The organism is Rhodovulum sp. DZ06, from assembly GCF_050586345.1.
In the GTDB taxonomy this organism is placed as follows: Bacteria; Pseudomonadota; Alphaproteobacteria; order Rhodobacterales; family Rhodobacteraceae; genus JBOCEF01.
On sequence record NZ_JBOCEF010000064.1, the window covers coordinates 1 to 22,414 of the forward strand.

The window sequence follows — 22,414 nt, forward strand, 5'->3', positions numbered from 1 at the left end:
GGGGGGGGGGGGGGGGGGGGGGGGGGGGGGGGGGGGGGGGGGGGGGGGGGGGGGGGGGGGGGGGGGGTTTTTTTTCCCCCCCCCCCCCCGCCCCCCCTCCCTCCGCATACTTTTGGATCAGCCCGGCTGAACGCAGCGCGCGCGTCGATCCCAAGCCCACTCCCAAAAGCTTGCGGGAGGTGGGGGTGCGGGGGAGGAGGGGATGCATCCCCTCCTCCCCTGCGCCATCCCGCGCCACGCCGGAAGACCAAACCCCTTTCCCCAATCCCCCACCTCCCGCTGGACACCGCGCGCGCCCCGCGCTTACGCTGCACTGCAGCGCCCGGCATTCCTCGCGGCGCCGAAGACCCGGACCGCCCGATGCGTTTGCTAGTCGTCTACTGCCACCCCGTTCCCGAATCCTATTGCGCCGCCCTGCGCGACGCGGTGATCGACGCCGCCGAGGCCGCGGGCCACGAGGTGCGCCTCAAGGATCTCTACGCCGAGGGGTTCGACCCGGTGATGGGCCCCGAGGAGCGCCGCCTCTACAACGATGCAGGGGTGAACGAGGCCCCGGTCGAGGCCGAGCTCGAGGCCCTGCGCTGGGCCGAGGGGCTGATCTTCGTCCACCCCACCTGGTGGATGTCGCTGCCCGCGATGCTGAAGGGCTGGCTGGACCGGGTCTTCGTGCCGCATGTCGCCTTCACCATGCCGACGGCGGAAACCTCCATCGGCCCGGGGCTGACCAACATCCGCCTCGTCGGCCAGGTCACCACCATGGGCTCGCCCTGGTGGCTCTGGACCGCCGCGCTGCGGCCCGGGCGGCGGATCCTGCTGACGGTGATCGGCGGCGGCTGCTGCGCGCCGGGGTGCAAGACCTTCCACATGGGGCTGCACAAGATGGACACCGCCTCGCCCGAGAAGCTCAAGGGCTATCTCGCGCGGGTCCGCAAGCGCATCGCCCGCATCCCCGTCTGACCGAAACATCTGCGCGCGCGCCCCTCCCCGCCGCGCGCCGCGCCACGCCGCAGGAGACAGAACAATGAGCAAGATCGACACGCTGCTGGAGCGCCTCGGCGGCATCCGCGCCGAGACCGGCGAGAAGGCCGTGCAGGCCAAGTCCCGCGACTTCTACTGGTACTCGCCGATCCTGAAGCGAAAGCTCGACCACATCATCGGCGACGTGGTGGTCTGCCCGACCACCGAGGCCGAGGTGATGAAGGTGCTGGCCGCGTGCCACGCGCTGGGCATCCCCGTCACGCCCCGCGGGGCGGGCACCGGCAATTACGGCCAGGCCATGCCGCTGGCGGGCGGCGTGGTGCTCGACCTGCGCGGACTCGACGAGATCAAGGCGATCAAGCCCGGCGCCGTGGTCTGCGGCGCGGGCGCGCTGATGGGCGATATCGACGAGGCGTGCAAGGCCGAGGGGCAGGAGCTTCGGATGCACCCCTCGACCAAGGAGACCGCCACCATCGGCGGCTTCGTCGCGGGCGGCTCCGGCGGCGTCGGCTCGGTCCGCTGGGGGGCGCTGCGCGATCCCGGCAACATCATCCGGGTGCGCGTCGCGACCATGGAGGGCGAGCCGAAGCTGGTCGAACTCACCGGCCGCGACGTGATGCAGGTGCAGCACGCCTACGGCGTCACCGGCGTCATCACCGAGGTGGAATTCGCCCTGACCCCGAAGGTGGAGTGGGTCGAGCTGATGCTGGCCTCCGAGGACTGGCTCGGCCTCAACGACCTCTGCGACCGGGTGCTGCGCATGGACGGGCTGCTGCTGAAGGAGCTCGCGACCGTCCAGGCCCCCGCCCCGCACCGCTATTTCCTGCGCCACAAGAAGTTCCTGGAGGAGGCCGAGTCCGTCGCCATCGTCATGGCCGCGCCCAACGCCGTCGACTGGATGCTCGAGCTGGCCGCCGAGGCGGGGGCGCGCGTCGCCTACCGCTCGGACGAGGCGTCGCCCGAGGACCTCAAGGCCCTGCCCCACGCCCATCACCTCGCCTGGAACCACACCACCCTGCGCGGGCTGCGCGTGGACCCGGAGATCACCTATCTCCAGACCGGCTACCCGGCCGAGGGGCGGCTCGAGAAGATCGCCGAGATCGCCCGCCTCTTCCCCGGCGAGGTGATCGGGCATAACGAGTTCTTCCGCTCCGGCGGCCAGGACACCTGCGCGGGCCTGACCATGGTGCGGTTCAGCACCGAGGACCGCCTGCGCGAGATCATCGCCGCGCACGAGGCGCTCGGCTGCCTTCTGTTCTCGCCCCACCATTACACGGTCGAGGAAGGCGGGATGAAGACCACCGATCCGCTGCATCTCGACGTCAAGAAGAGGCACGACCCGGACGGGCTGCTGAACCCCGGCAAGATGATCGGCTGGGAGGATCCGCATTTCGACTACGCCGCGGATTACGCCTATCCCGGGATGCGCCCCGCCCCGGCGGAATAAGGGACGGCCCCCGGGGGTGCGTCGCCCGCCTCGGGGGGGCCGCGCCCCCCGCTCGGCGGCCGAGCCGCGCCCCCGGCCCGCCCCGCGCCCGATCCCGCCCGCAGGCCGGGCGCGGCGCGCCGGACCCCACACGTTCAGGAGACGACCCATGCGCCGCATCACCCCGGACGCCATCCGCCCGCCCTTCGCCCATTACGCCCACGGGGTCGAGGTCCGCGCCGGGGCGCGGATGCTGTTCTCCTCGGGCCAGCTGGGCCTCGCGCCCGACGACGCGCTCCCCGGGGGGGCAGAGGCGCAGGCCGCGCGCTGCTTCGCCAATCTCGACGCGATCCTGTCCGAGGCGGGCATGACCCGCGCCGATGTCGTGCGCCTCAACGCCTTCGTCACCGACCGCGCGCACATGGCCGGCTACATGGCCGCCCGCGACGCCTGGGTGGCGGCGCTGGCCGAGCCCCCGGCCTCGACCCTCATGATCGTCTCGGGCTTCACCCGCCCCGAGTTCCTCGTGGAAATCGAGATGGTCGCCGCCGCCGAATGAGGCCCCCGTTTACGCGATGTTCACGACGCTCCGCCTAGCTCGGGGGGCAGCGCGGCCGGGGTCGCCGCGGCGCCCTCCCGGCGCCCGGCCCCCGCCCGCGCGGACGCCCCGCGGCCCTGCGGCGCCGCCGGGCGGGCGGAAAGCGAGGATCATCATGCGCGTCGTCATCGCCGGCGGAGGAATAGGGGGGCTCTGTCTCGCCCTCAGCCTGCACCAGGTGGGCGTCGACGCGCTGCTCTGCGAGGCGGTGCATGACCCCGCGCCGATGGGCGTCGGCATCCTGCTGCAACCCGCGGCCGTGCGCGAATTCACCGCCCTCGGCCTCGGCCCCGAGATCGAGCGCATCGGCGCCCCGATCGAGGAACGCCTCTACTTCACCCCCGGCGGCCGGCCCCTGCTGCGCTGCACGCTGGGCCGCGCCGCGGGCTATCGCTGGCCCTCGGTCGCGCTGCACCGCGGCAAGCTGCAGATGCTGCTCCTGCAAGAGGCCCGCCTGCGACTCGGCCCCGAGAAGGTGCGCACCGGCCTGCGGCTGATGGACTGGACCCAGGGCCGCGACGGCGTGACCGCCCGCTTCCTCGGCCGCGGCGGCGAGCGGTTCGAGGAGATCGCCTGCGACGTGCTGGTCGGCGCCGACGGGGTGAACTCGGCCGTGCGCGCCGCGCTGTTCCCCTCCGAGGGGGCGCCGAAATGGTCCGGGCGGCTGCTCTATCGCGGCCAGGGCCAGGTCCCCGCCTGGGGCGACGGCGCCGCCGCCTTCATCACCGGCGGCGGCGGGCTGCGCCTGCAGGGCTTCCCGATGGGCCCGGAGGAGGACGGGACCGTCCCGATGAACTGGATCCTCGACGCCCCCGCCCCGGCCGGGGACGCCTGGCGCGCGCCGCGCTACGACCTGCACGCCACGCCCGAGGCCGCGCTGCGACTCGCCGCGGATCTGCAGGTGCCGGGGCTCGACATCCCGGCGCTGATCGCGGGGACCGGGCGGGTCTACGTGTTCCCGCGCATCGACCGCGACCCGCTGCCGTGCTGGAGCCTCGGGGGCGTGACGCTGATGGGCGACGCCGCGCACCCGGCGCACCCGGTCGGCTCCAACGCCGCGACCCAGGCGGTGCTGGACGCGCGGGTGCTGGCGCGGGCGCTGCGCGACCACCCGCCCCTCGCCGCGGTGCAGGAATACGAGCGGCTGCGGCGCGTGGATTCCAACCGCGTGATCCTCGCCAACCGGCTCGAGGGGCCGGAGCGGGTGCTGGACCTCGTCCACCTGCGCGCCCCGGACGGGTTCGACAAGCTCTCGGACGTCGTCGCGCCGACCGAGCTTGCGGACATGGCCGAGGGCTACCTGCGCCTCGCCGGGCTCGACGCCGCCACGGTGAACCGCGAGGGGGCGATCATCCCCGCGGCCGACGACGCGCGGGTCAAGCGGGTGTTCTGACCGCGCCCCACGCGCCGCCCCGCCGCCGCGCCGCGGACAGCGCGGGGGACAGGGCGGGGGACAGGGCGGGGGACAGGGCGAGGGACCCGGCGGAGGACGGGGCGGCGGACCCGGCCCCGCGCCCGCCCGGCACGACATGCCCACCGACCACGCCCGCCCGGCGCGCCCGCCGACCACGCCCGCGAACCACGCCCGCAAGGCATGTCGGCAAAACACTGGCGCGCGGCGGCCCGCGCCCCTAGGCTGCGCCTCGAAACACCATTTCGCAGAGAGCAGACCATGACCGCACCCTTCGATCCCGCCCGCCTCCGGATGCTTGACGACCGCCTCGCCCAGTGGGTGGCCGAGGGCCGATACGCCGGGCTCGAATGGGCGGTCGGCGACGCCTCGGGGCCGCTCCATACCGGCCGCGCGGGCGCCCGCAGCGCCGCCGAACCCGACAAGGGCCTGCCCGAGCGCCCCTTCTACCGCATCTACTCGATGACCAAGCCCATCGTCTCGCTCGTCGCCATGCAGCTGGTCGAGGAATGCCGCCTCGCGCTCCATGCCCCGGTGGGCGAGTTCCTGCCCGAATACGCCGAGATGCAGGTATTCCGCCCCGACGGGATGACCGAACCGGCGCGCAGCCCGATCACCGTGCAGCAGCTGCTGTCCCACACCGCGGGCCTGTCCTACGGCTTCCTCGCCGACCGCTCCGCCGCGCTCTATGCGCAGGCCGAGGCGAAGGCGGCGAAGGGCCTGCCGCTGCGCGAGCACGTGAAGACCTTCGCCGACATCCCGCTCGCCTTCCACCCGGGCGAGGGCTGGAAATACTCCATCGCCACCGACCTTCTCGGCGCGGTGGTGGAGATCGCGGGCGGCGCCCCCCTGCCGGTCCTGGCGCGCGAGCGCGTGACCGGGCCGCTGGGCCTGTCGGAGACCGGCTTCACCGTGCCCGAGGGCGCGGCGGACCGGGTGATGGCGATCTATGGCGGCAAGCCCGGGGGGCTGAACGAGCTCGACCTCTCGAAGGCTTACCCCCATTCGAACCCGGACTGGGCGCGCGGCGGGCATGGCATGTTCTCGACCCTCGCCGATTACGGGACCTTCAGCGCCGCGCTGCTGCGGCTGGCGCAGGGCGCGCGGGTCGAGGGCCTCGTCGCCCCCGCGACGCTGGCGATGATGACCGCCGATCTTGCGCCCGAAACCGCGCACCCGCTGGGGATCCAGCTGCCCGTCGGCTCGCACGGGCCGGGCCTCGGCGGCTACGGGTTCGGGCTCGGCTTCCGCACCTGCCTGCCGGCGCAGGGCGCGCCGAAGCTGCGCAAGGTCCCGGCGCTCGAGGGCGAGTTCGGCTGGTCCGGCGCGGCCGAGACCTGGTTCAGCGTCGCGCCGAAACAGGGCGTCTGGGGGGTGTTCATGTCCCAGAACCTCGACTGGCCCGGCGCCTCGACCGATTTCCAGGTGATGATGGCCTCGGCGATCCGCTGACCGCGGCGCGAAGGGGAAAGAAGGGGGCGGCGACGCCGGGCGGAAATGTCCCGGCGCCGCCGCCTGCGCATGCGCGGGGGCGAGGTGTGTGCGTAACGCCCCGGCGCGGCGCGGGCCGGATCGCCGACGTCGCGCGGGGTGGCCTCCTGCGGGGGGCGCGCCGTGCGAACGGGGAGTCGGGATCCGGCGGACCGGACGGCTGAAATCTCCGTCCGGCGCTGGGCGGCGGGACCCGGGCGGGCCTGAGGGGCGTGTCCTCCCCTGCCCGGGCCTGGTCCCGGCCGCGCGCTCCCGCCGCCCGGCCAGGAAGGAACCGGGGCGGAAGCGCGGGTTTCGGCGGCATGGGCGGCGGGACCGTGATCCCCGCGGCGGCGGCCGAAACCCGCCTCGGGCCGCGCGTCAGGCGGCGGCGTCTCCGGCTGCGTCTCCGGCTGCATCTCCGGCCGCGTCCCCGGCGGCCCCGCGCTTCGACAGCACGGCGAGGCCGGAGACCACGTTCAGGCACATCGACGGCGCCGTCACCAGCGCGACCAGCATGGCCAGCGCCATCACCGCCGCTGCGGGGGCCTGCCCCGCGGCCAGAAGACCCGCCAGCAGCAGCGCCGGCAGGATCAGGCAGACCAGCGCCTGCAGCGCGAACACGCAGAGCAGGCTGACCCAGGTGGTGACGAACAGCCGTTGCACGGCCCAGAAGGTGGTGAAGACCCCGGCGATGGCGGCGAAGACGGCTGGCGCGTCGGGGGTGATCATCTCAAGCTCCATCATCGGTTGCACGCGCGGGCGCGGGGCGGACATCGCCCCGATCCCGGGGGGAAGCGGCTCACGCCCCGGTTGCGAACCCGGCCGCTCTTGCTGCTTTCAATATGAATGCCACATGCAGGGTTTTCGTCCTCCCCCGATCTGGGTATGGACCCGCGCCGCCGCCTGCCGCGCCGTCGCCGCGGCGCGAGCGGCTTGAAATGACGATAATTCAGCTTTGGATTAATTGAAGGAAACCAGGGACATCCCTGCGTCCCACCCGTCAACGCCCGCGGCGCCGGACGCTTCAGAAAGCCCCGAAACGTCTCTTTCCGCCGGGGAAAGGCGCGGTTCAGGCCATTTCGGCGCCGAAGGCGGAGGGGCGCGCGCGGGGGACCGCAGACCGCGCCACGCCCTCTCCCCAGGCGGGCAAGTCCCGCATTGCGCGGGAAAAAAAATTCTCCCGGAAGGAGAGTTTTTTCCGCCCCGCCCCCGCGCAGGCCGCCGGGGTCGCGGATGCCGGGTCGTTTCCATCCACCTGGCGGAAAACCCGGGCGTCCGAGACGCGACTCGCCCCCCCCGCGGACATGAAAGCGGACATGAAAAAGGCGAGGGCGCGTTCCCGCACCCTCGCCTTCCCGATTCCTGCGCCGGGCCCCTCGCGGCGCCCGGCGGCGGCGGATCAGCCGAGCTTCTCTTTCACCGCCGCCTTCACCGCGTCCAGCGCCGCGGCGACGCCCGCGCCGTCCGGGCCGCCGGTCTGGGCCATGTTCGGACGGCCGCCGCCGCCCTTCGCGCCCACCAGCGGCGCCGCGACGCGCACCAGCGAGGGCGCGTCCAGCCCCTTGGACAGCGCCGGCTCCGACACGCCCACGACGACCGAGCCCTTGCCCCCGTCATTGACGCCCACCGCGACCACGCCCGGCGCGGCGGCCAGCATCTCGTCCACCGCCGATTTCAGCTCCTTCGGCCCGAGGCCCTCGACCTCGCGCACCGTCAGGGCCACGTCGCCCAGCATCTCGGCCGCCGAGGCGCCGCCGCCGCCGGTCGCCAGCTTGCGCTTCACGTCCGCCAGCTCGGCCTCGAGCGCCTTGCGCTCGGCCTGAAGCGCCTTGATCCGCTCGCCGATCTCCTCGGGCTTGGCATGGAGCAGCGCGCCCGCATCCGCCACCACCGCGGCCTCCTCGGCGAAGTGCCGCTCGGCCGCCTCGTGGCACACGGCCTCGATGCGGCGCACGCCCGCGGCCAGACCCTCTTCCTTCACCACGCGGAAGGCGCCGATCTGGCCGGTATTGGCGACATGGGTGCCGCCGCAGAGCTCGATCGACCAGGGGCGGTTCGCGCCCTCATCCTGGCCGCCCATCGACACCACGCGGACCTCGTCGCCGTATTTCTCGCCGAACAGCGCCCGGGCCCCGGCCTCCTTGGCCGCCTCGATCCCCATCACCCGGGTCTCGACCGGGGTGCAGAGACGAATGCGCGCGTTCACTTCGCGCTCCACCGCGGCGATCTCCTCGGCCGTCATCGGCTGGCCGTGGCTGATGTCGAAGCGCAGCCGGTCGGGCGAGACCAGCGAGCCCTTCTGGGCCACGTGGTCGCCAAGCTCGATGCGCAGCGCCTCGTGCAGCAGGTGAGTGGCCGAGTGGTGGGCGCAGAGCGCCGAGCGCCGCGACGGGTCCACCTGCATCCGCAGCGCGTCGCCCACATTCAGCACATGCGCGTCCTCGCCCACGAGGCGCGCGGAATGCACGTAGACGCCGTCGGCGCGCTTCTGGGTGTCGGTGATCTCGATCTTCGCGCCCGAGGGGGTCACGGCGATGCCCACATCGCCCTGCTGGCCGCCCTGCTCGGCGTAGAACGGCGTCTGGTTGACCACCAGTTCGAAGTCCTGGCCGGGCGAGACATGCTCCACCTCGGCCCCGTCCACCACCAGCGCGGTCGCCTCGGCATGGCCCGAGATCGCGACATAGCCCTGGAACTCGGTCGGCCCGACCCGGTCGCGGATGTCGTACCACACCTTCTGATTGGCGGCGTCGCCGGTGCCCGACCAGGCGGCGCGCGCCGCGGCCTTCTGCGCGGCCATGGCGTCGTCATAGCCCTGCTGGTCCACTTCCAGCCCCTTGCCGCGCAGGATGTCCGCGGTCAGGTCGACCGGGAAGCCGAAGGTGTCATAGAGCTTGAACGCGGTGTCGCCCGAAAGCTTGCCGCCCTCCTCGATCCCCTCGATCTCGGCGTCCAGCAGCTTCAGGCCGCGGTCCAGCGTGGCCTTGAACCGCTCTTCCTCGGCGCGCAGCGTCTCCTTGATCAGGGCCTCGGCGGCGCGCAGCTCGCCGTAATGGGTCCCCATCAGGTCGATCAGCGCCGGGGCCAGCCGGTGCATCAGCGGCTCCTTCGCCCCGAGGATATGCGCGTGGCGCATCCCGCGGCGCATGATCCGGCGCAGCACGTAGCCGCGGCCCTCGTTCGACGGCAGCACGCCCTCGGCGATCAGGAAGGACGCGCAGCGCAGGTGATCCGCGATCACCCGGTGCGAGGTCACCATGTCCCCGTCCGGCGCGTGGCCGGTCAGCTCCGCGCTCGCCTTGATGATCGGCTGGAACAGGTCGGTGTCGTAGTTGTTGTGCACGCCCTGCAGGATCGTGGTCACCCGCTCGAGGCCCATGCCCGTGTCGATGGACGGCTTCGGGAGCGGCGTCGAGGACCCGTCGGCATGGGTCTCGTACTGCATGAACACCAGGTTCCAGAACTCGATGAACCGGTCGCCGTCTTCCTCCGGCGATCCCGGCGGGCCGCCCCAGACCTCGGGGCCATGGTCATAGAACAGCTCCGAGCACGGGCCGTTCGGGCCGGTGTCGCCCATGCGCCACCAGTTGTCGTCGGTGTCGATGCGGATGATCCGGTCGTCGGACAGCCCGGCGATCTTGCGCCACAGGCCCGCGGCCTCTTCATCCGAGGCGTGGACCGTCACCAGGATCTTCTCGGGCGCAAGGCCGAGCACCTTGGTGGACATGTCCCAGGCGTTCTCGATCGCCTCTTCCTTGAAGTAGTCGCCGAACGAGAAGTTGCCGAGCATCTCGAAGAAGGTGTGATGCCGGGCGGTATAGCCGACATTGTCGAGATCGTTGTGCTTGCCCCCGGCGCGGACGCATTTCTGCGAGGTCGCGGCGCGGCTGTAATCGCGCGACTCGAGGCCCGTGAACACGTCCTTGAACTGCACCATGCCCGCGTTGGTGAACATCAGCGACGGGTCGTTGCGCGGCACGATGGGCGAGGAGGCGACGGCGCGGTGTCCCCGCTCCTCGAAGAAGCCGAGGAAATCGGACCGGATCTGGTTGCCGGAGGTCATCTGGGCGCTCCCGATGGCGGAAAAAAGGCTGTTCAGCGGTGTATTGGAGCGCGCGGCCCGGCGCAAGTTCCCCTGACCCCCGATCCGGGCACGCCGCCGTCGCAGCCAAGCGGCCCGCGCGCGGCCGCGGCGCGTCCCGGCGGCTCCATGCATCGGGTCCTTATATAAGGCGCCGGATATAAGGCGCCGGATGCATGGACCTGCCGGATGACCGAAGCCTGCCCCGGGCTTTCAGAAGGCGCCGCGGGGCGAGCGCCCGCGCGATGCCCGCCCCGGGCGCGCGGGCGGACGCCCGGGACCGGGCCGCGCGCCCTGCCCGCCGCCCCCGCGCCGCAACGCCGGCGCGGGTCCGCGCGGCGGCCCGGGCGGCCGCGGGGCCCGGCGGGGGGCGCAACCGCGCCCCGCGCGCCCGCGCGTTCACCGATGTGAACGAGACCGCCCCCGCGGGCGCGCCCCGAGTCGGGGCGCAGGCCCGGCGAGAGGGAATCGCCCCGGCCCGGGGCGCTTGATTTTCGGCGCAGGCGGCCCGGCCGAAAGCGGCCGCGGGCGGCGGGCCGACGGCGCGCCGCCCCGACCGCCCGCCCGCCCCTCCGCCCGGCGACGCCAGGCGGCGCGAAACGGCGCCCGCCAGGCCCCGCCGGTTTCCATCCCGGGGCAAGGCGCGAACCAAAATCCGCGCAGGCCCGCGATTGTTTTTGAAACCTGCACCCAAATTCATTCCACTATTGGGCGATCTCTACTGGCGACCTCACAGTGTTTTCACTTAAGCGCCCAGCAAGCGCCGCGCGAAACACCCAAAGGTTAACAATTATTTCTCACGCGCATCGCGGAAATAAAGCGCAAGACGCCGCGGATTTTCCCGATGTTCATCGGCGGGGCGCCGCCGCGCCGCGGAATGGTTTCATGCGCTTACGCTCAAATACATTCTCTTGATTAGAGGTTACTCCACGGGGTACCATCTTCGCATGTTGCGTAGCGGCCAATGGGGTTCTGTGTGGGGACGACTCGCCCGGCCGTATGACCATGTTTGCCTTGGTTGCGTCCGCTCTCCCTCATTTGCGGAACCTTCGGAGGATACCGTTTTGAAACTCATGACTTTCGCCGCCGCAGCCTCTGCGGCCTTCCTCTTCACCTCCGGCGCAGCCACGGCCGCGACGCTGCTGATCGACGACTTCTCGACCGCGCAGCGCGTGACCGACCAGCCGGACGGCGTCGTCGGCACCTCTTCGGAAGCCGCCGCCGGGGCGGCGCTCGGGGGCTTCCGCGATCTCGCGGTCGAAACCGACGGCACCGATCCGGGCGACACCACGCTCAACTCGAACGGGACCCAGCTCGGGTTCTCGAACAACGTGTTCGCGAGCGGGCGCGGCTGGATCACCTATGACGGCAACGACGGAGACCCGCTGACGGTCGACACCACCGGCCTCGGCGGCATCGACTTCCTGATCGGCGGCAACCCGTTCATGCTGTTCGAGGTGTCGACCTTCGAATCGGACCTGCTGGTCGAGATCACCGCCTGGGACATGGATGGCGAGACCGCCTTCTACTCCGAGACCCTGCCCCCGATCGGCGTGTTCGACCCGGCGCTGCCGCTCGCGGCCTTCACGCTCTCGGATCCGCTCTTCGACTGGACCCGGGTCGGCGCGCTGCAGTTCTACGTGCAGTCGACCGCGCCGAACTATGACGGCGCGATCACGTCGATCTCCATCCAGGCGGTGCCGCTCCCGGCGCCCGCGCTGATGCTGCTCGGCGGGCTGGCGGGCTTCGGCCTCGTCGGCGCGCGTCGCCGCAAGGGCTGACGCCGACGGGCGGATCGGGCCGGGGCGCGCATGCCGGCCCGACCCGCCCCCGCCGGCCGCCGCGCCCGGGCGAAGCTTGGGGCGCAGCCAAAACGGCGCGGCAGCAGGCGCAGACATGTGGCAGACGAAAAGGGGCCCGCCGTCGATCCGACGGCGGGCCCTTTGCATGTTGGGTGGGCGCAGGTTCGGCGCCGCAGGTTCGGGCCGCATGTCCGGGGCCGCATCTCCGGGGTTCTGCGCGGGCGGGGCGAGCCCGCCCCGCGCGGATCCCCCGGCGGCGCGCCGCCGGGGGATCCGCGCGGGCCTTACTCGGCCGCCAGGCGCCAGGCCGCGGCGGGGAAGCGGCTCGCCGCCCGGGCGCGCACCGCCTCGCGGAACGAGGCGCGCTGCACCTCGCCGACCTCTTCGCCGTACCACTGCATCGGCGCCGGCTCGAACCCGTGCTCATCGGCCAGTTCCGCGACCAGGTCGGCATCGGCCAGCGACAGCTCGGCGCCGATGCTGAAGTCCCGCTCCTGCCCCGACAGCGCCAGCAGCATCGTCTCGCCGAGGCAGCCCCAGCACAGCGATTTCGGCAGGGTCTGGAACGGGCCCAGCTCGATCTCCGACGGCGGGACCACGAGGCCGCCGTCGAACACCAGCACGCCCGAGCCCAGCAGCTCGGCCTTCGCCACGTTCGGCGGGCGGGCCACGTCGCAGACCAGCGCGCCGGGGCGCAGCGCCGACGGATCCACCAGCGTCACGTCCGAGGAGGTGGCGACGAGGGCCACGTCCGCCTCGGCCAGCGCCGCGTCGATATCCGTGGTCCAGGTCAGCGGCGCCGGGCCGTCATGGGCGGCGCAGGCGTCGAGGAACCGCTTGTGCAGGTCCTTGCGGGCCTCCGGGTCGCGGGCGCCGATCCGGCCGGCCAGCGCGCCGACATGGCGGGCCAGCGCGCCCAGCTCGACCTTCGCGGTCAGCTCGGGGTCGGCCAGCGCGGCGACCACGTCGTCGGCGGCGCGGGACAGGAGCCGCGGCGCGAAGGCGTTGGCGGCGTTGCCCACCAGGGTCAGGCGCCCGGCGCGGCGGCCCAGCATCATCGCGCCGAGGCGGCCGATGGCGCCGGTCGCGCCGACCACCACGATGTTGGCGCGCTCGAGGTCCAGCCCCGCCTCGGCGGCGGCGCGCTCGATCGCCTTGACCGCGGCGACGGTGGTCAGGGTGTTGCCGCTGCTGATGGGCACGCCGCGCCCGGTGGCGGTCTGCCCGCCGCGGGTGACGATCGAGGTGAAGGCCCCGAGCCCCATGCGCGAGGCGCCGCCCGCCGCGGCCATCTCCACCGCGCCGTGCACCATCTCGGCCGCCATGCGCTTGCCCTTGCCGCGCATGTCGCGGGCCAGCATCGGCACCGACATGATCATGCCCTCGGCCACCGCGCCGGTCTTCGACACCACCTGCGGGATCGGCCGCGCCTGGCCCGGGCCGAGGCGCTTGACCCACTCGATCCAGTCCGAAAGCTCTTCGTCCGAGAGGTTCGCGAAGGACGGGTCCGAACGCAGGATGTCCGCTTCCTCGGTGTAGTGGATCAGGAACGCGAACCGGCCCGGAACCGGCGCGGCCGCGGCGGCGCGGGACGGCGCCGCCGGCAGCCCGGCATCCTGCGGCGCGGCGGCGGCGCGGGACGCCTCCGCCTCGGCCAGCGCGGCGACGCGGCCGGCGCGCACCAGCGGACGGGCGAGGCCGACATAGTCCTTGCGGTCCAGCATCTCCACCGCGTCCGCGATGGCGTCCACGGCCTTGTCGATCTGCGCGCGGGTGATCACCAGCGGCGGCTGCAGGCGCATCACGTGGCTGTCGTTGAACAGCGGCGCGGTCAGCACGCCGCGCTCGTTCAGGATCCAGGAGGAGACGAGGGCCGAGAGCCCGCCATTGAGGCTGGCGAAGGCCATCAGCGCCGAGTCGTCCTGCATGTCGAAGCGGTGGAACTCGAGCCCCGTCATCAGGCCCTTGCCGCGCACGTCCTTGATCACCGACGGGTGGGCGGCGGCCAGCGCCTCGAGGCGGCCGCGCAGATAGGCGCCGTTCTCGGCCGCGGCGCGGATCAGCGCGCGGTCGTCTTCCAGCAGCAGGTCGAGCGTGGCGTTGGCGACCACGCAGGCCAGGTTGTTGTTGGCGAAGGTCGAGGAATGCAGCAGCCCGAAGCGGTCGTCCCAGGCGGCCGGGCGCGACAGGCAGGCCGCGATCGGCACCATGCCGCCGCCGAGCGCCTTGGCGAGCAGCAGCATGTCCGGGGCCTCCGGCGCGTCCTCGCAGGCGAAGAGCTTGCCGGTGCGGCCGAGGCCGGTCTGGATCTCGTCGATCACCGAAAGAACGCCGTGGCGGCGGCAGATCTCGATCACCTCGGCGATGTAGCCCTCGGGCGGCACGATCACGCCGCCCTCGCCCTGCACCGGCTCGACGATGAAGGCGGCGATCTCGCCGGCCCGCGCGGTCAGCGCGGCGTCGAGCGCGGCGGCGTCGCCGAAGGGCACCGTGTCGAAGCCCGGCGCGGGGGCGGCGAAATCGACCTGGTACATCGGCTTGCCGGTGGCCGAGAGGGCGCCCAGCGTCTTGCCGTGGAAGCTGTTGGAGGTCGACAGGATCCCGTCGCGGCCGGTGCGCACGCGGGCCAGCTTGATCGCCGCCTCGACCGCCTCGGCCCCGCTGTTGGCGAGGGTGCAGTAGGAGATGTCGCCGGGGGCGAGGGCCACGAGGCGCTCGGCCAGGCGCTCGGCCTCCACCGGGCGCAGAGGCTGGACCAGCGACGGCAGCTGCGCGTCGCGGGCGTCCCCGAGGCGATCCCAGATGTGGGAGGGGTTGTGACCGAACGGCAAGGCCCCGTACTGGGCCAGGAAATCGAGATGCTCGACGCCGTTCTCGTCGAAAAGCTTGGCGCCTTCGGCACGCACCATGCGCACATCGAGGGCGAACGTCTCGAGCAACTGCGCCCGAGCAGGGTTCAGAGCGAACATACGCAACTCCATCATCGATCGCCCAAGCCGAACGCACACGCTGGGTGGCCCGGGCCATTCTCGCCAGGAAAGCTATTGGATCGCTCTGCGCTGCGGCCTGCACGGGCGGTGACCCGCGCCGCGTTAGCGCCTCTCGATCCGGCTGACCCGGTCTTACGCCTCACCCTCTAAACATAGCGTGTAGCGCGCGTTTTGGAAACGATGCCGATGATTTGAACCTGTCCGTCCCATGCATCTGATCTCACAGGACAATTCAGAAACCCGCGAAAGGTGGACGTCGCGGCGCCCCGGGGGCGCGTCGCATTCCGGCCACAGGTTTTCAGGCGGGATTTCGCTCAAAAATGACGAATCAATGGCGGAAGCGCGGCGCGCCCGCTGGGCCGGGCCCGGCCCGCCGCGCCGCCGCCCCCCGCGCCCCCCGGACCATGGCGCATCCCGGCGCGTCCCGGCGCGTCCCGGCCCGGCGACGCGGCGGGCGCGGGGCCGCCGCCCCCCCGCCGTGGCGAGGGACGCGCCCGGTGCGCGGGGGATGCGAGGGGGGGCGGGCCGGGTCCGCAGGGCTCGGAATACGCGCCGGAAGATCAGCCGCGGCAGGCCAGGATATGGCGCTCGTACCGCTCGGCCTGGCGGGTCACGTCGCGGGCCACCCGTTGCAGCCAGGCCTTGGCGTTGTGGTTTCCGCGCCGCCATCCCGCGTGACCCTCGTGATAGGCGAGATACTGGTTGAACGCGTCGTCCATCGGGATGCCGTTCACCCGGCGCGAGCGGTTCATGTACCAACCGACGAAATCCGCCGCGTCCTCGAACCTGTTGCGCTCGGCGTCGTCGCGGCCGGTCTCGTTGCGGTACCACTCCCAGGTCCCGTCGATGGCCTGGGCGTAGCCATAGGCCGAGGACCGCCGCCCGCTGGGAATGAAGCCCAGCGTGTAGGTGCGCGAGGTGCGGGCCTCGGGCTGGAAGCTGCTTTCCTTCCAGATGATCGCCATCACCACCTCGGGCGGCGCGCCCCAGCGCATCGCGGCGCCGTCGAGCGCGGCGCCCCAGTGCGGCCGCTCGTCGAGGATCGCGCAGGCGTTCTCCACGTTGCGCGGCGGCCCCTCGGGGCGCGAGGGCTCTCCGGCGCAGCTCGCCAGCATCACCGCCGCCGACAGCCAGAGCGCGGGGCGCGCGAACAGGCGACGCGCCCGCGGCAGGCGGGCGAGGCGGATGGTAAATGCGGCCGACCCGGTCGGGGCGGCGCCTGCTTCGGTCTTGCTCATGTCTCGGCGAACCTGCTCCGGCCCCGGATCGCGGGGTCTGCGCCCCGTCGTCTGCGCGCCACGATACACCCTCGGGCGGCGCGGCCCAAGCCCCGCCTCAGCCCCCGGCGGTCGGACCCAGCATCAGCGCCAGCGCCAGCGGCGTCACCCCGACCGCGATCACGGTCGAGACCACCGTCAGCCCCGCGACCGAAACCGGGTCGGCGTCGTACCGCTCCGCCATCAGGTAAGACGTCACCGCGACGGGCATGATCAGCTGCAGCACCAGCGCGTGGGTCACCAGCGGGTCCATGTCGAACAGCAGCGCCGTCCCCAGCCCCGCCGCCGTCAGCACCACGAGGCGCAGGACCGAGAGCGCGACCGCCCGCCCCACGCCCGCCACCGACAGCCGCGCGACCGACACGCCCAGCGTCAGCAGCATCAGCGGGATCGCCATCTGCCCGGTCAGCTGGATCGTGTTCATCGCCCATTCCGGCGGCGCGATCCCGGTGAGGTTCGAGGCCAGCCCCAGCGCCGCCCCGTAGAAGATCGGCTGCTTGAGCGCCTCCTTCGGGTTGCCCCCGCCCGAGACCATCCACACTCCCCAGGTGAAGGACAGCATCGCCATCACCGCGAAGATCACCACGGCATAGACCAGCCCCTGCTCGCCGAACGCGAACAGCGCCACCGGGATGCCGATATTGCCCGTGTTCCCGAACACCAGCGGCGCCAGGTAGGTGCGCTGCGACAGCCCGCCGATCTTCAGCATCAGCCACAGCCCCGCGCAGGCCAGCACATAGGCCGCGAGCGAGCCGAGCGCGAGATCCGCCAGCACGTCGCGGTCGAGATCCGCCTGCGCCAGCGCGCCGTAGATCAGGCAGGGCACCGACAGGGTGAAGGAAAGGCGGGTGACGAAGGCCGTCGGGAACTCGGTCCCCGAGCGCGCCCAGGCGAATCCCGCCAGCCCGAGGATGAACACCGGGGCGACGATCCCCAGAACCAGCAGCACGACTTCCATGTATCCGGGACCCCTCGTCGCCCGCATCGGGCGGGCTTTCCTGGCCGCTTGGCTAGCACGGAGCCGGGGGCGGGCGAAACCCGCCCTTTCACGGGACGCGCCGACGCGGCGCTTCCCCCGTGGACAGGGGCGCTTCGCGGGATTATCTGGGGGGCATGGAAACGTCGACGCCCCATAGCCCCGCGCCCGTGCAGTCCCAGGCGAAGTTCGCCATCGGACAGGTCGTGCGCCATCGCTTCCACCCCTTCCGGGGGGTGATCTACGATGTCGACCCGGTGTTCGCGAACACCGAGGAATGGTGGCTCGCGATCCCCGAGGACAAGCGCCCGCGCAAGGACCAGCCCTTCTACCACCTGCTGGCCGAGAACGAGACCACCTATTACCACGCCTATGTCAGCGAGCAGAACCTGCTGGCGGATGAGACCGGCGAGCCGGTGGACCACCCCGAGGTCGCCGAGTATTTCGACGACCTCTATGACGGCTGCTATCGCTGGGACGCGATCAACCGCCACTGACGCGGGGCGCCCGGCACGGCCGGCCGTCGCGCGGGATGGCGCAGGGGCGGGAGGCATGCATGCCGCCGACGCAGTGCGTCGGCCCCCCGCACCCCCTCCCTCCGCAGACTGATTTGATGCGCGTGGAAGCCACGCGCCGCCCGGCGCGATGCGCCACGGCATCGCCCACGCGCAGCCTCCATCAATGGGGGTTCTCAAAGGGGGCTCGCCCCCTTTGATCGGGGGTCCGGGGGCGGAAGCCCCCGCAGCGGCGTCACGCGACACGCAAAAGGGCCGCGCGCCTTCCGACGCACGGCCCCCGATCACTCCGCGAAACCCGACCTCAGTAGGCCAGCGCGCAGCCGTCCTTGCGCGGGTCCGAGGCGCCGTGGAACACGCCGTCCTCGTCGACCAGGATCGCCTGCGCCCCGCCGATCGGGGTGTCGGGCGTCTCCAGCACGTGGCCCTTCGCCTCCAGCGCCGCGCGCACGTCGTCGGCGTAGCCCCGCTCGACCTGCATCGGCCCGCCCGCGGTCGCAAAGCTGCGCGGCCCGTCGATGGCGGCCTGCGGGTCCATGGCGTAATCGACCATGTTGGTCATAAAGCGCACGTGGCCATTGGGCTGGTAGGCCCCGCCCATCACGCCGAAGGCGCCCAGGAACCGGTCCCCTTCGAGCAGCATCGCGGGGATGATCGTGTGCATCGGGCGCTTGCCGCCGCCGGCCTCGTTCGGGTGCCCCTCGGTCAGCACGAAGCCGTTGCCGCGGTTCTGGAAGTTGATCCCGAACCGCTCGGAGGCGAGGCCCGAGCCGAAATCCTTGAACACCGAGTAGATCAGCGAGACGACCGTGCCGTCGCGGTCGGCGGCGGTGAAATAGATCGTCTCCTTGTGCACGTTGTCGGCCTTGGCGCGCGGATCGGCCATCGCCCGGTCGGGGTCGATCAGCGCGGCCAGCTTCTCGGCCGTGTCGTCGGCCAGCATGTGCCCGAGGCGGATGGCCGAGGCCTCGGGGTCGGCGATGAAGCGGTCGCGGGCGTCATAGGCGAGCTTGGCGGCCTCGGCCTCCAGGTGCGCGCGCTCGGCCCCGAACGGGTGCATCGAGGGCAGGTCGAAATGCGACAGGATCTTCGCCATCAGGATCGCGGTCGCGCCCTGCCCGTTCGGCGGCAGCTCCACCAGCTCCACGTTGCGGTAGCGGCCATGCACCGGCTCCACCCAGTCGCAGGCGGTGGCGGCGAAATCATCGAGCGTGTGCACCCCGCCGAGGGCGCGCAGGCTGTCGACCATGTCCTCCGCCACCTCGCCCTCGTAGAAGCCGGCCCGGCCCTGCGCGGCGATCTTGCGCAGCACCTCGGCCTGGCCCGGGGCGCGGAACAGCTGGCCCGGGCGCGGCGCGGCGCCGGCGAGCAGGAAGTGCTTGCGCGCGTCGCCCTGCAGGTTCCCCTCGAACTTGGCCCAGTCGAAGGCGGCGCGGGGGGCGACGGGGATCCCCTCGTCGAAATAGTGGATCGCGGGGGCCAGCACCTGGTCGAGCGGCAGCTTCCCGAGGGCGCCGTTCAGCGCGCAGAACCCGTCGACCGCGCCCGGCACGGTCACCGCGTCGGCGCTCCGGTCCGGCATGGCGGAGTGGCCCGCGGCGCGCAGCGCGTCGGCCGACAGCGCCTTCGGCGCGCGCCCCGAGGCGTTGAGGCCGCGGATGGCGCCGTCGGGCAGCTTGACGAGGGCGAACATGTCGCCGCCGAGGCCGGTCATCGCGGGTTCCGCGCCGCCCAGCAGGATGGCGCCGCCGATGGCCGCGTCCACCGCGTTGCCGCCCGCCTGCATGATGTCGAGCGCGATCTTGGCGGCCAGCGGGTGCGAGGTCGCGGCCATGCCGTTGCGCCCGTACACGACAGACCGTCCGGGCAGGTGGAAATCACGGCTCTTGGCATAGGTCATGGGCGGGGTCCTCCTCCGGGGGGCGCGCTTCGGCGCGGGGGTCTGCGGCGCCTTGCGCGCGATTCTTCCTGGCGCCGTCCCCCGCGGGTCGGTCCGCCCCCTCGTCCCGGGCGGGGCGAGGGCGCGGGCAGGCCCATCGGCGGCGCGACGCGGGGGCGACCCTGCCCCCGGCGCGCGCGCAGCGCAATGGGCGCGCATTCCATCAGACGCAATCATCCCTAAGGAAACATGAAAATCACGCCCGCCCCCGCGCCGCGCTTGTCCCCCGCGCGCGCAGGGTCCATGCTTTCGCGCATGACCATCGTCATGACCGGAAACGGATACCTCGACGGCGCGCCGCCCGACGTCGTCAGCTTCAACCGGGCGGAACTCGGCCTGATCCTCGCCGTCTACGGCCGCTTCGTGGCGGCCGGGGAATGGCGCGATTACGGCATCAGCCACCTGAAGGACCGGGCCGTGTTCTCGGTGTTCCGGCGCGCGGCCGAGCATCCCCTCTACCGGATCGAGAAACGCCCCGCCTTCGCCCTGCGCCAGGGTGCGTTCTCGGTCGTGGCCATGGACGGGCGGATCGAGAAGCGCGGGCGGGACCTCTCCCAGGTGCTGCGGGTCTTCGACCGCAAGCTGATCCGCGCCATCGACGGCTGAGCCCCGCCGCCCCTGCCGCGCCCGCACGACGCCGCATCCCCGCGCGCCGCCCGCCCGGCGCGGCGCGGCCGGGCGGCGCGGGGGCCGCACGGCCCCCCAAGCCCGGGCGCAGCGCCCCGGCCCGCATCCTCGCCCCCCCGCGCGCGAATCCCTCTTCCCATCGGCGCCCCGCGGCGCTAACCCGTTCCCCCGCGCCCGGCCCCCGCCGGGGCGCGCCTGACCATGCCTGACCACGCCCGCTCGCGGCCCACCGGGGAACACGCCCATGCTCTACGAGGATTCCGCCGCCTGGCGCGCCGCGCCGGCCAAGTCCGTGGCCCTGATCGGCATGTCCGGCATGGGCAAGACCCGCATCGCCACCCTGCTGCGCGACGCCGGGTCCTGGTTCCACTACTCGGTCGATTACCGCATCGGCACCCGCTATCTCGGCGAGCGGATAAACGACGACTTCAAGCGCGAGGCGATGAAATCCCCGGTGCTGCGCGACCTGCTGCGCTCCGACAGCATCCGCATCGCCTCGAAGCTCAGCTTCCACAACCTCACGCCGCTTTCGACCTGGCTGGGCAAACCCGGCGACCCGGCCCGCGGCGGCATGGCGTTCGAGGAGTACGTCGCCCGCCAGCGCCTGCACCGCGAGGCGGAGATCGCCTCGATGATGGACGCCCGCGCGTTCATCGCCCGCGCGCACGAGGTCTATGACTACCCCAACTTCATCTGCGACACCTCCGGCAGCTTCGTCGAGGTGGTGAACCCCGAGGACCAGCACGACCCGGTGCTCGCCGCCCTCGCCCGCGCGGTGCAGATCATCTACATCCGCGGCTCGGACGCCCATGTCGAGGCGCTGAAGGCCCGGTTCGACCGGGCGCCCAAGCCGATGTACTACCAGGAAGATTTCCTGCGCGACGCCTGGGGCCGCTACCTGGCCGAGAAGGGCGTGGACGAAGCCACCGCCGATCCCGACGACTTCATCCGCTGGGGCTTCGCCGCCCTCATCGACCACCGCGCGCCGCGCTACCAGGCGGTCGCCGACCGCTGGGGCGTGACCGTGGAGGCCGACGAGATCGCCGCCGTCGAGACCCCGGAGGATTTCGACGACCTCATCGCCCGCGCCCTCGACCGGCGCGAGGACTGAGGCCGCCGGCGCCGCGGCGCCGGAACGCCCCGCCGCACGCCCGACCGCACGCCCGCACGCACGGGGCGCGCCCCGGCGCGCGGGAAGGCAAGTCTTCACGCCCCCTCAAGGGGTTGCCCCCCATGCTCCGCCCCGCCTCGCCGCTTCGTGCGGGGCGCAAACTTGACGCACCGCCCACCAGCGCCGATCTTCGGCCCTCCTGTCCTTGCTGCGCCGCACCCGCGCGCCGCCCAATTTCCCGGAGCCGCACCCAATGCCGATCCGCATCCCCACCGGCCTGCCCGCCATCGACGTCCTCAATTCCGAGGGCGTGATGGTCATGCCGGAGGACGTGGCGGCGCGGCAGGACATCCGGCCCTTGCATATCGGCCTGCTGAACCTGATGCCGAACAAGGTGCGCACGGAAACCCAGTTCGCCCGGCTGATCGGCGCGACGCCGCTGCAGATCGAGCTGTCGCTGATCCGCATGACCGGCCACGTGTCGCGCAACACCGGCTCGGAGCATCTCGAGGCGTTCTACACCACCTTCTCCGAGGCGCGGGACGCCAGGTTCGACGGGCTCATCATCACCGGCGCCCCGGTTGAACTTCTCCCCTTCGAGGAGGTCACCTACTGGCCCGAGCTGACCGAGGTGTTCGACTGGACCCAGACCAACGTCCATTCCACCTTCGCCATCTGCTGGGGCGCGCAGGCGATGCTGCACCACTTCCACGGGGTGCCGAAACACGACCTGCCGCAGAAGGCGTTCGGCTGCTACCGGCAGAAGGCGCTGGTCCCGGACTCGCCCTATCTGCGCGGCTTCTCGGATGATTTCATCACCCCCGTCTCGCGCTGGACCGAGACAAGGGCCGAGGACATCCCCGACGGGCGGGGCCTGCGCATCCTCACCGCCTCGGCGGAAACCGGCCCCTGCATGGTCGAGGATCCCGCCCACCGCGCGCTCTACATGTTCAACCATGTCGAGTACGACACCACCTCGCTGAAGGAAGAATACGACCGCGACGTGGACCGCGGCGAGCCGATCGAGGTGCCGGCGCATTACTATCCCGGCGACGACCCCTCGCGCCCGCCCGAGAACCGCTGGCGCTCCCACGCCCACCTGCTGTTCGGCAACTGGATCAACGAGATCTACCAGTCGACGCCCTTCGATCCGGCGAATATCGGGAAATGATGCGAGGGGGGAGGAAGGGGACTCGTCCCCTTCCTCCCC

Annotated in this window: 16 protein-coding genes; 10 read left to right on the forward strand and 6 right to left on the reverse strand. The window is 72.2% G+C overall.

What is annotated here, in order from left to right; translation table 11 throughout:
- Positions 1-360: 360 nt before the first annotated feature.
- From ACQ5SO_RS19555 to ACQ5SO_RS19575, 5 genes are all read left to right on the forward strand, one after another.
- Positions 361-957, forward strand: coding sequence for an NAD(P)H-dependent oxidoreductase (locus tag ACQ5SO_RS19555; protein ID WP_430943330.1), 597 nt, complete (start codon positions 361-363; stop codon positions 955-957).
- Between the two features lie 64 nt (positions 958-1,021).
- Positions 1,022-2,425 (forward strand): FAD-binding oxidoreductase, encoded by a 1,404-nt coding sequence (locus tag ACQ5SO_RS19560; protein ID WP_430943331.1) that lies wholly within the window; start codon positions 1,022-1,024, stop codon positions 2,423-2,425.
- 148 nt (positions 2,426-2,573) lie between these two features.
- Positions 2,574-2,963: a RidA family protein gene (locus tag ACQ5SO_RS19565; RefSeq protein WP_430943332.1), complete on the forward strand. Its 390-nt coding sequence runs from the start codon at positions 2,574-2,576 to the stop codon at positions 2,961-2,963.
- A gap of 154 nt (positions 2,964-3,117) precedes the next feature.
- Positions 3,118-4,395 (forward strand): FAD-dependent monooxygenase, encoded by a 1,278-nt coding sequence (locus tag ACQ5SO_RS19570; RefSeq protein WP_430943333.1) that lies wholly within the window; start codon positions 3,118-3,120, stop codon positions 4,393-4,395.
- A gap of 279 nt (positions 4,396-4,674) precedes the next feature.
- Positions 4,675-5,865 (forward strand): serine hydrolase domain-containing protein, encoded by a 1,191-nt coding sequence (locus ACQ5SO_RS19575; protein WP_430943334.1) that lies wholly within the window; start codon positions 4,675-4,677, stop codon positions 5,863-5,865.
- 399 nt (positions 5,866-6,264) lie between these two features.
- Here the strand turns inward: ACQ5SO_RS19575 and ACQ5SO_RS19580 are convergent, their stop codons facing one another.
- Both ACQ5SO_RS19580 and alaS read right to left on the reverse strand, forming a co-directional pair.
- Entirely contained in the window at positions 6,265-6,660 is a 396-nt protein-coding gene (locus ACQ5SO_RS19580; protein WP_430943335.1) for a hypothetical protein, read from the reverse strand.
- Between the two features lie 625 nt (positions 6,661-7,285).
- Positions 7,286-9,949 carry an alanine--tRNA ligase gene (gene alaS / locus ACQ5SO_RS19585; RefSeq protein ID WP_430943336.1) on the reverse strand — a complete coding sequence of 888 codons (2,664 nt, stop codon included), beginning with the start codon at positions 9,947-9,949 and terminating at the stop codon, positions 7,286-7,288.
- A gap of 1,082 nt (positions 9,950-11,031) precedes the next feature.
- On the opposite strand from alaS, the gene ACQ5SO_RS19590 reads away from it, so the two are divergent.
- Positions 11,032-11,748: a hypothetical protein gene (locus ACQ5SO_RS19590; RefSeq protein ID WP_430943337.1), complete on the forward strand. Its 717-nt coding sequence runs from the start codon at positions 11,032-11,034 to the stop codon at positions 11,746-11,748.
- 305 nt (positions 11,749-12,053) lie between these two features.
- Here the strand turns inward: ACQ5SO_RS19590 and ACQ5SO_RS19595 are convergent, their stop codons facing one another.
- From ACQ5SO_RS19595 to ACQ5SO_RS19605, 3 genes are all read right to left on the reverse strand, one after another.
- A complete protein-coding gene (locus ACQ5SO_RS19595) occupies positions 12,054-14,738 on the reverse strand; it encodes an aminotransferase class III-fold pyridoxal phosphate-dependent enzyme (protein WP_430943338.1) in 2,685 nt (894 codons plus the stop codon).
- 581 nt (positions 14,739-15,319) lie between these two features.
- Positions 15,320-15,997, reverse strand: a complete 678-nt coding sequence (locus tag ACQ5SO_RS19600) for a transglycosylase SLT domain-containing protein (protein ID WP_430943339.1) — start codon at positions 15,995-15,997, stop codon at positions 15,320-15,322.
- A 97-nt stretch (positions 15,998-16,094) separates the two neighbouring features.
- On the reverse strand, positions 16,095-16,994 hold the full coding sequence (locus tag ACQ5SO_RS19605; RefSeq protein WP_430943340.1) for an AEC family transporter: 900 nt from the start codon (positions 16,992-16,994) through the stop codon (positions 16,095-16,097).
- A 155-nt stretch (positions 16,995-17,149) separates the two neighbouring features.
- Here ACQ5SO_RS19605 and hspQ point away from each other — a divergent pair, with 155 nt between their 5' ends.
- Complete coding sequence (gene hspQ, locus ACQ5SO_RS19610; RefSeq protein WP_430943341.1) at positions 17,150-17,509, forward strand: heat shock protein HspQ; 360 nt, start codon at positions 17,150-17,152, stop codon at positions 17,507-17,509.
- Between the two features lie 322 nt (positions 17,510-17,831).
- On the opposite strand, the gene ACQ5SO_RS19615 is transcribed toward hspQ, so the two are convergent.
- Positions 17,832-19,427, reverse strand: a complete 1,596-nt coding sequence (locus ACQ5SO_RS19615; RefSeq protein ID WP_430943342.1) for a gamma-glutamyltransferase family protein — start codon at positions 19,425-19,427, stop codon at positions 17,832-17,834.
- Positions 19,428-19,733: 306 nt separating this feature from the next.
- Between ACQ5SO_RS19615 and ACQ5SO_RS19620 the strand changes: the two genes are divergently transcribed.
- The 3 genes from ACQ5SO_RS19620 to ACQ5SO_RS19630 all read left to right on the forward strand — a co-directional run bounded on the left by ACQ5SO_RS19620 (position 19,734) and on the right by ACQ5SO_RS19630 (position 22,375).
- Complete coding sequence (locus tag ACQ5SO_RS19620; RefSeq protein ID WP_430943343.1) at positions 19,734-20,072, forward strand: DUF2794 domain-containing protein; 339 nt, start codon at positions 19,734-19,736, stop codon at positions 20,070-20,072.
- A gap of 265 nt (positions 20,073-20,337) precedes the next feature.
- Positions 20,338-21,204: an ATPase gene (locus ACQ5SO_RS19625; RefSeq protein ID WP_430943344.1), complete on the forward strand. Its 867-nt coding sequence runs from the start codon at positions 20,338-20,340 to the stop codon at positions 21,202-21,204.
- A 253-nt stretch (positions 21,205-21,457) separates the two neighbouring features.
- Complete coding sequence (locus ACQ5SO_RS19630) at positions 21,458-22,375, forward strand: homoserine O-succinyltransferase (RefSeq protein WP_430943345.1); 918 nt, start codon at positions 21,458-21,460, stop codon at positions 22,373-22,375.
- Positions 22,376-22,414: the final 39 nt, after the last annotated feature.

Coding starts and splice junctions, on each gene's coding strand:
- ACQ5SO_RS19555 (WP_430943330.1), top strand. CDS start 361: ATGCGTTTGCTAGTCGTCTACTGCCACCCCGTTCCCGAATCCTATTGC.
- ACQ5SO_RS19560 (WP_430943331.1), top strand. CDS start 1,022: ATGAGCAAGATCGACACGCTGCTGGAGCGCCTCGGCGGCATCCGCGCC.
- ACQ5SO_RS19565 (WP_430943332.1), top strand. CDS start 2,574: ATGCGCCGCATCACCCCGGACGCCATCCGCCCGCCCTTCGCCCATTAC.
- ACQ5SO_RS19570 (WP_430943333.1), top strand. CDS start 3,118: ATGCGCGTCGTCATCGCCGGCGGAGGAATAGGGGGGCTCTGTCTCGCC.
- ACQ5SO_RS19575 (WP_430943334.1), top strand. CDS start 4,675: ATGACCGCACCCTTCGATCCCGCCCGCCTCCGGATGCTTGACGACCGC.
- ACQ5SO_RS19580 (WP_430943335.1), bottom strand. CDS start 6,660: ATGTCCGCCCCGCGCCCGCGCGTGCAACCGATGATGGAGCTTGAGATG.
- alaS (WP_430943336.1), bottom strand. CDS start 9,949: ATGACCTCCGGCAACCAGATCCGGTCCGATTTCCTCGGCTTCTTCGAG.
- ACQ5SO_RS19595 (WP_430943338.1), bottom strand. CDS start 14,738: ATGTTCGCTCTGAACCCTGCTCGGGCGCAGTTGCTCGAGACGTTCGCC.
- ACQ5SO_RS19600 (WP_430943339.1), bottom strand. CDS start 15,997: ATGAGCAAGACCGAAGCAGGCGCCGCCCCGACCGGGTCGGCCGCATTT.
- ACQ5SO_RS19605 (WP_430943340.1), bottom strand. CDS start 16,994: ATGGAAGTCGTGCTGCTGGTTCTGGGGATCGTCGCCCCGGTGTTCATC.
- hspQ (WP_430943341.1), top strand. CDS start 17,150: ATGGAAACGTCGACGCCCCATAGCCCCGCGCCCGTGCAGTCCCAGGCG.
- ACQ5SO_RS19615 (WP_430943342.1), bottom strand. CDS start 19,427: ATGACCTATGCCAAGAGCCGTGATTTCCACCTGCCCGGACGGTCTGTC.
- ACQ5SO_RS19620 (WP_430943343.1), top strand. CDS start 19,734: ATGACCGGAAACGGATACCTCGACGGCGCGCCGCCCGACGTCGTCAGC.
- ACQ5SO_RS19625 (WP_430943344.1), top strand. CDS start 20,338: ATGCTCTACGAGGATTCCGCCGCCTGGCGCGCCGCGCCGGCCAAGTCC.
- ACQ5SO_RS19630 (WP_430943345.1), top strand. CDS start 21,458: ATGCCGATCCGCATCCCCACCGGCCTGCCCGCCATCGACGTCCTCAAT.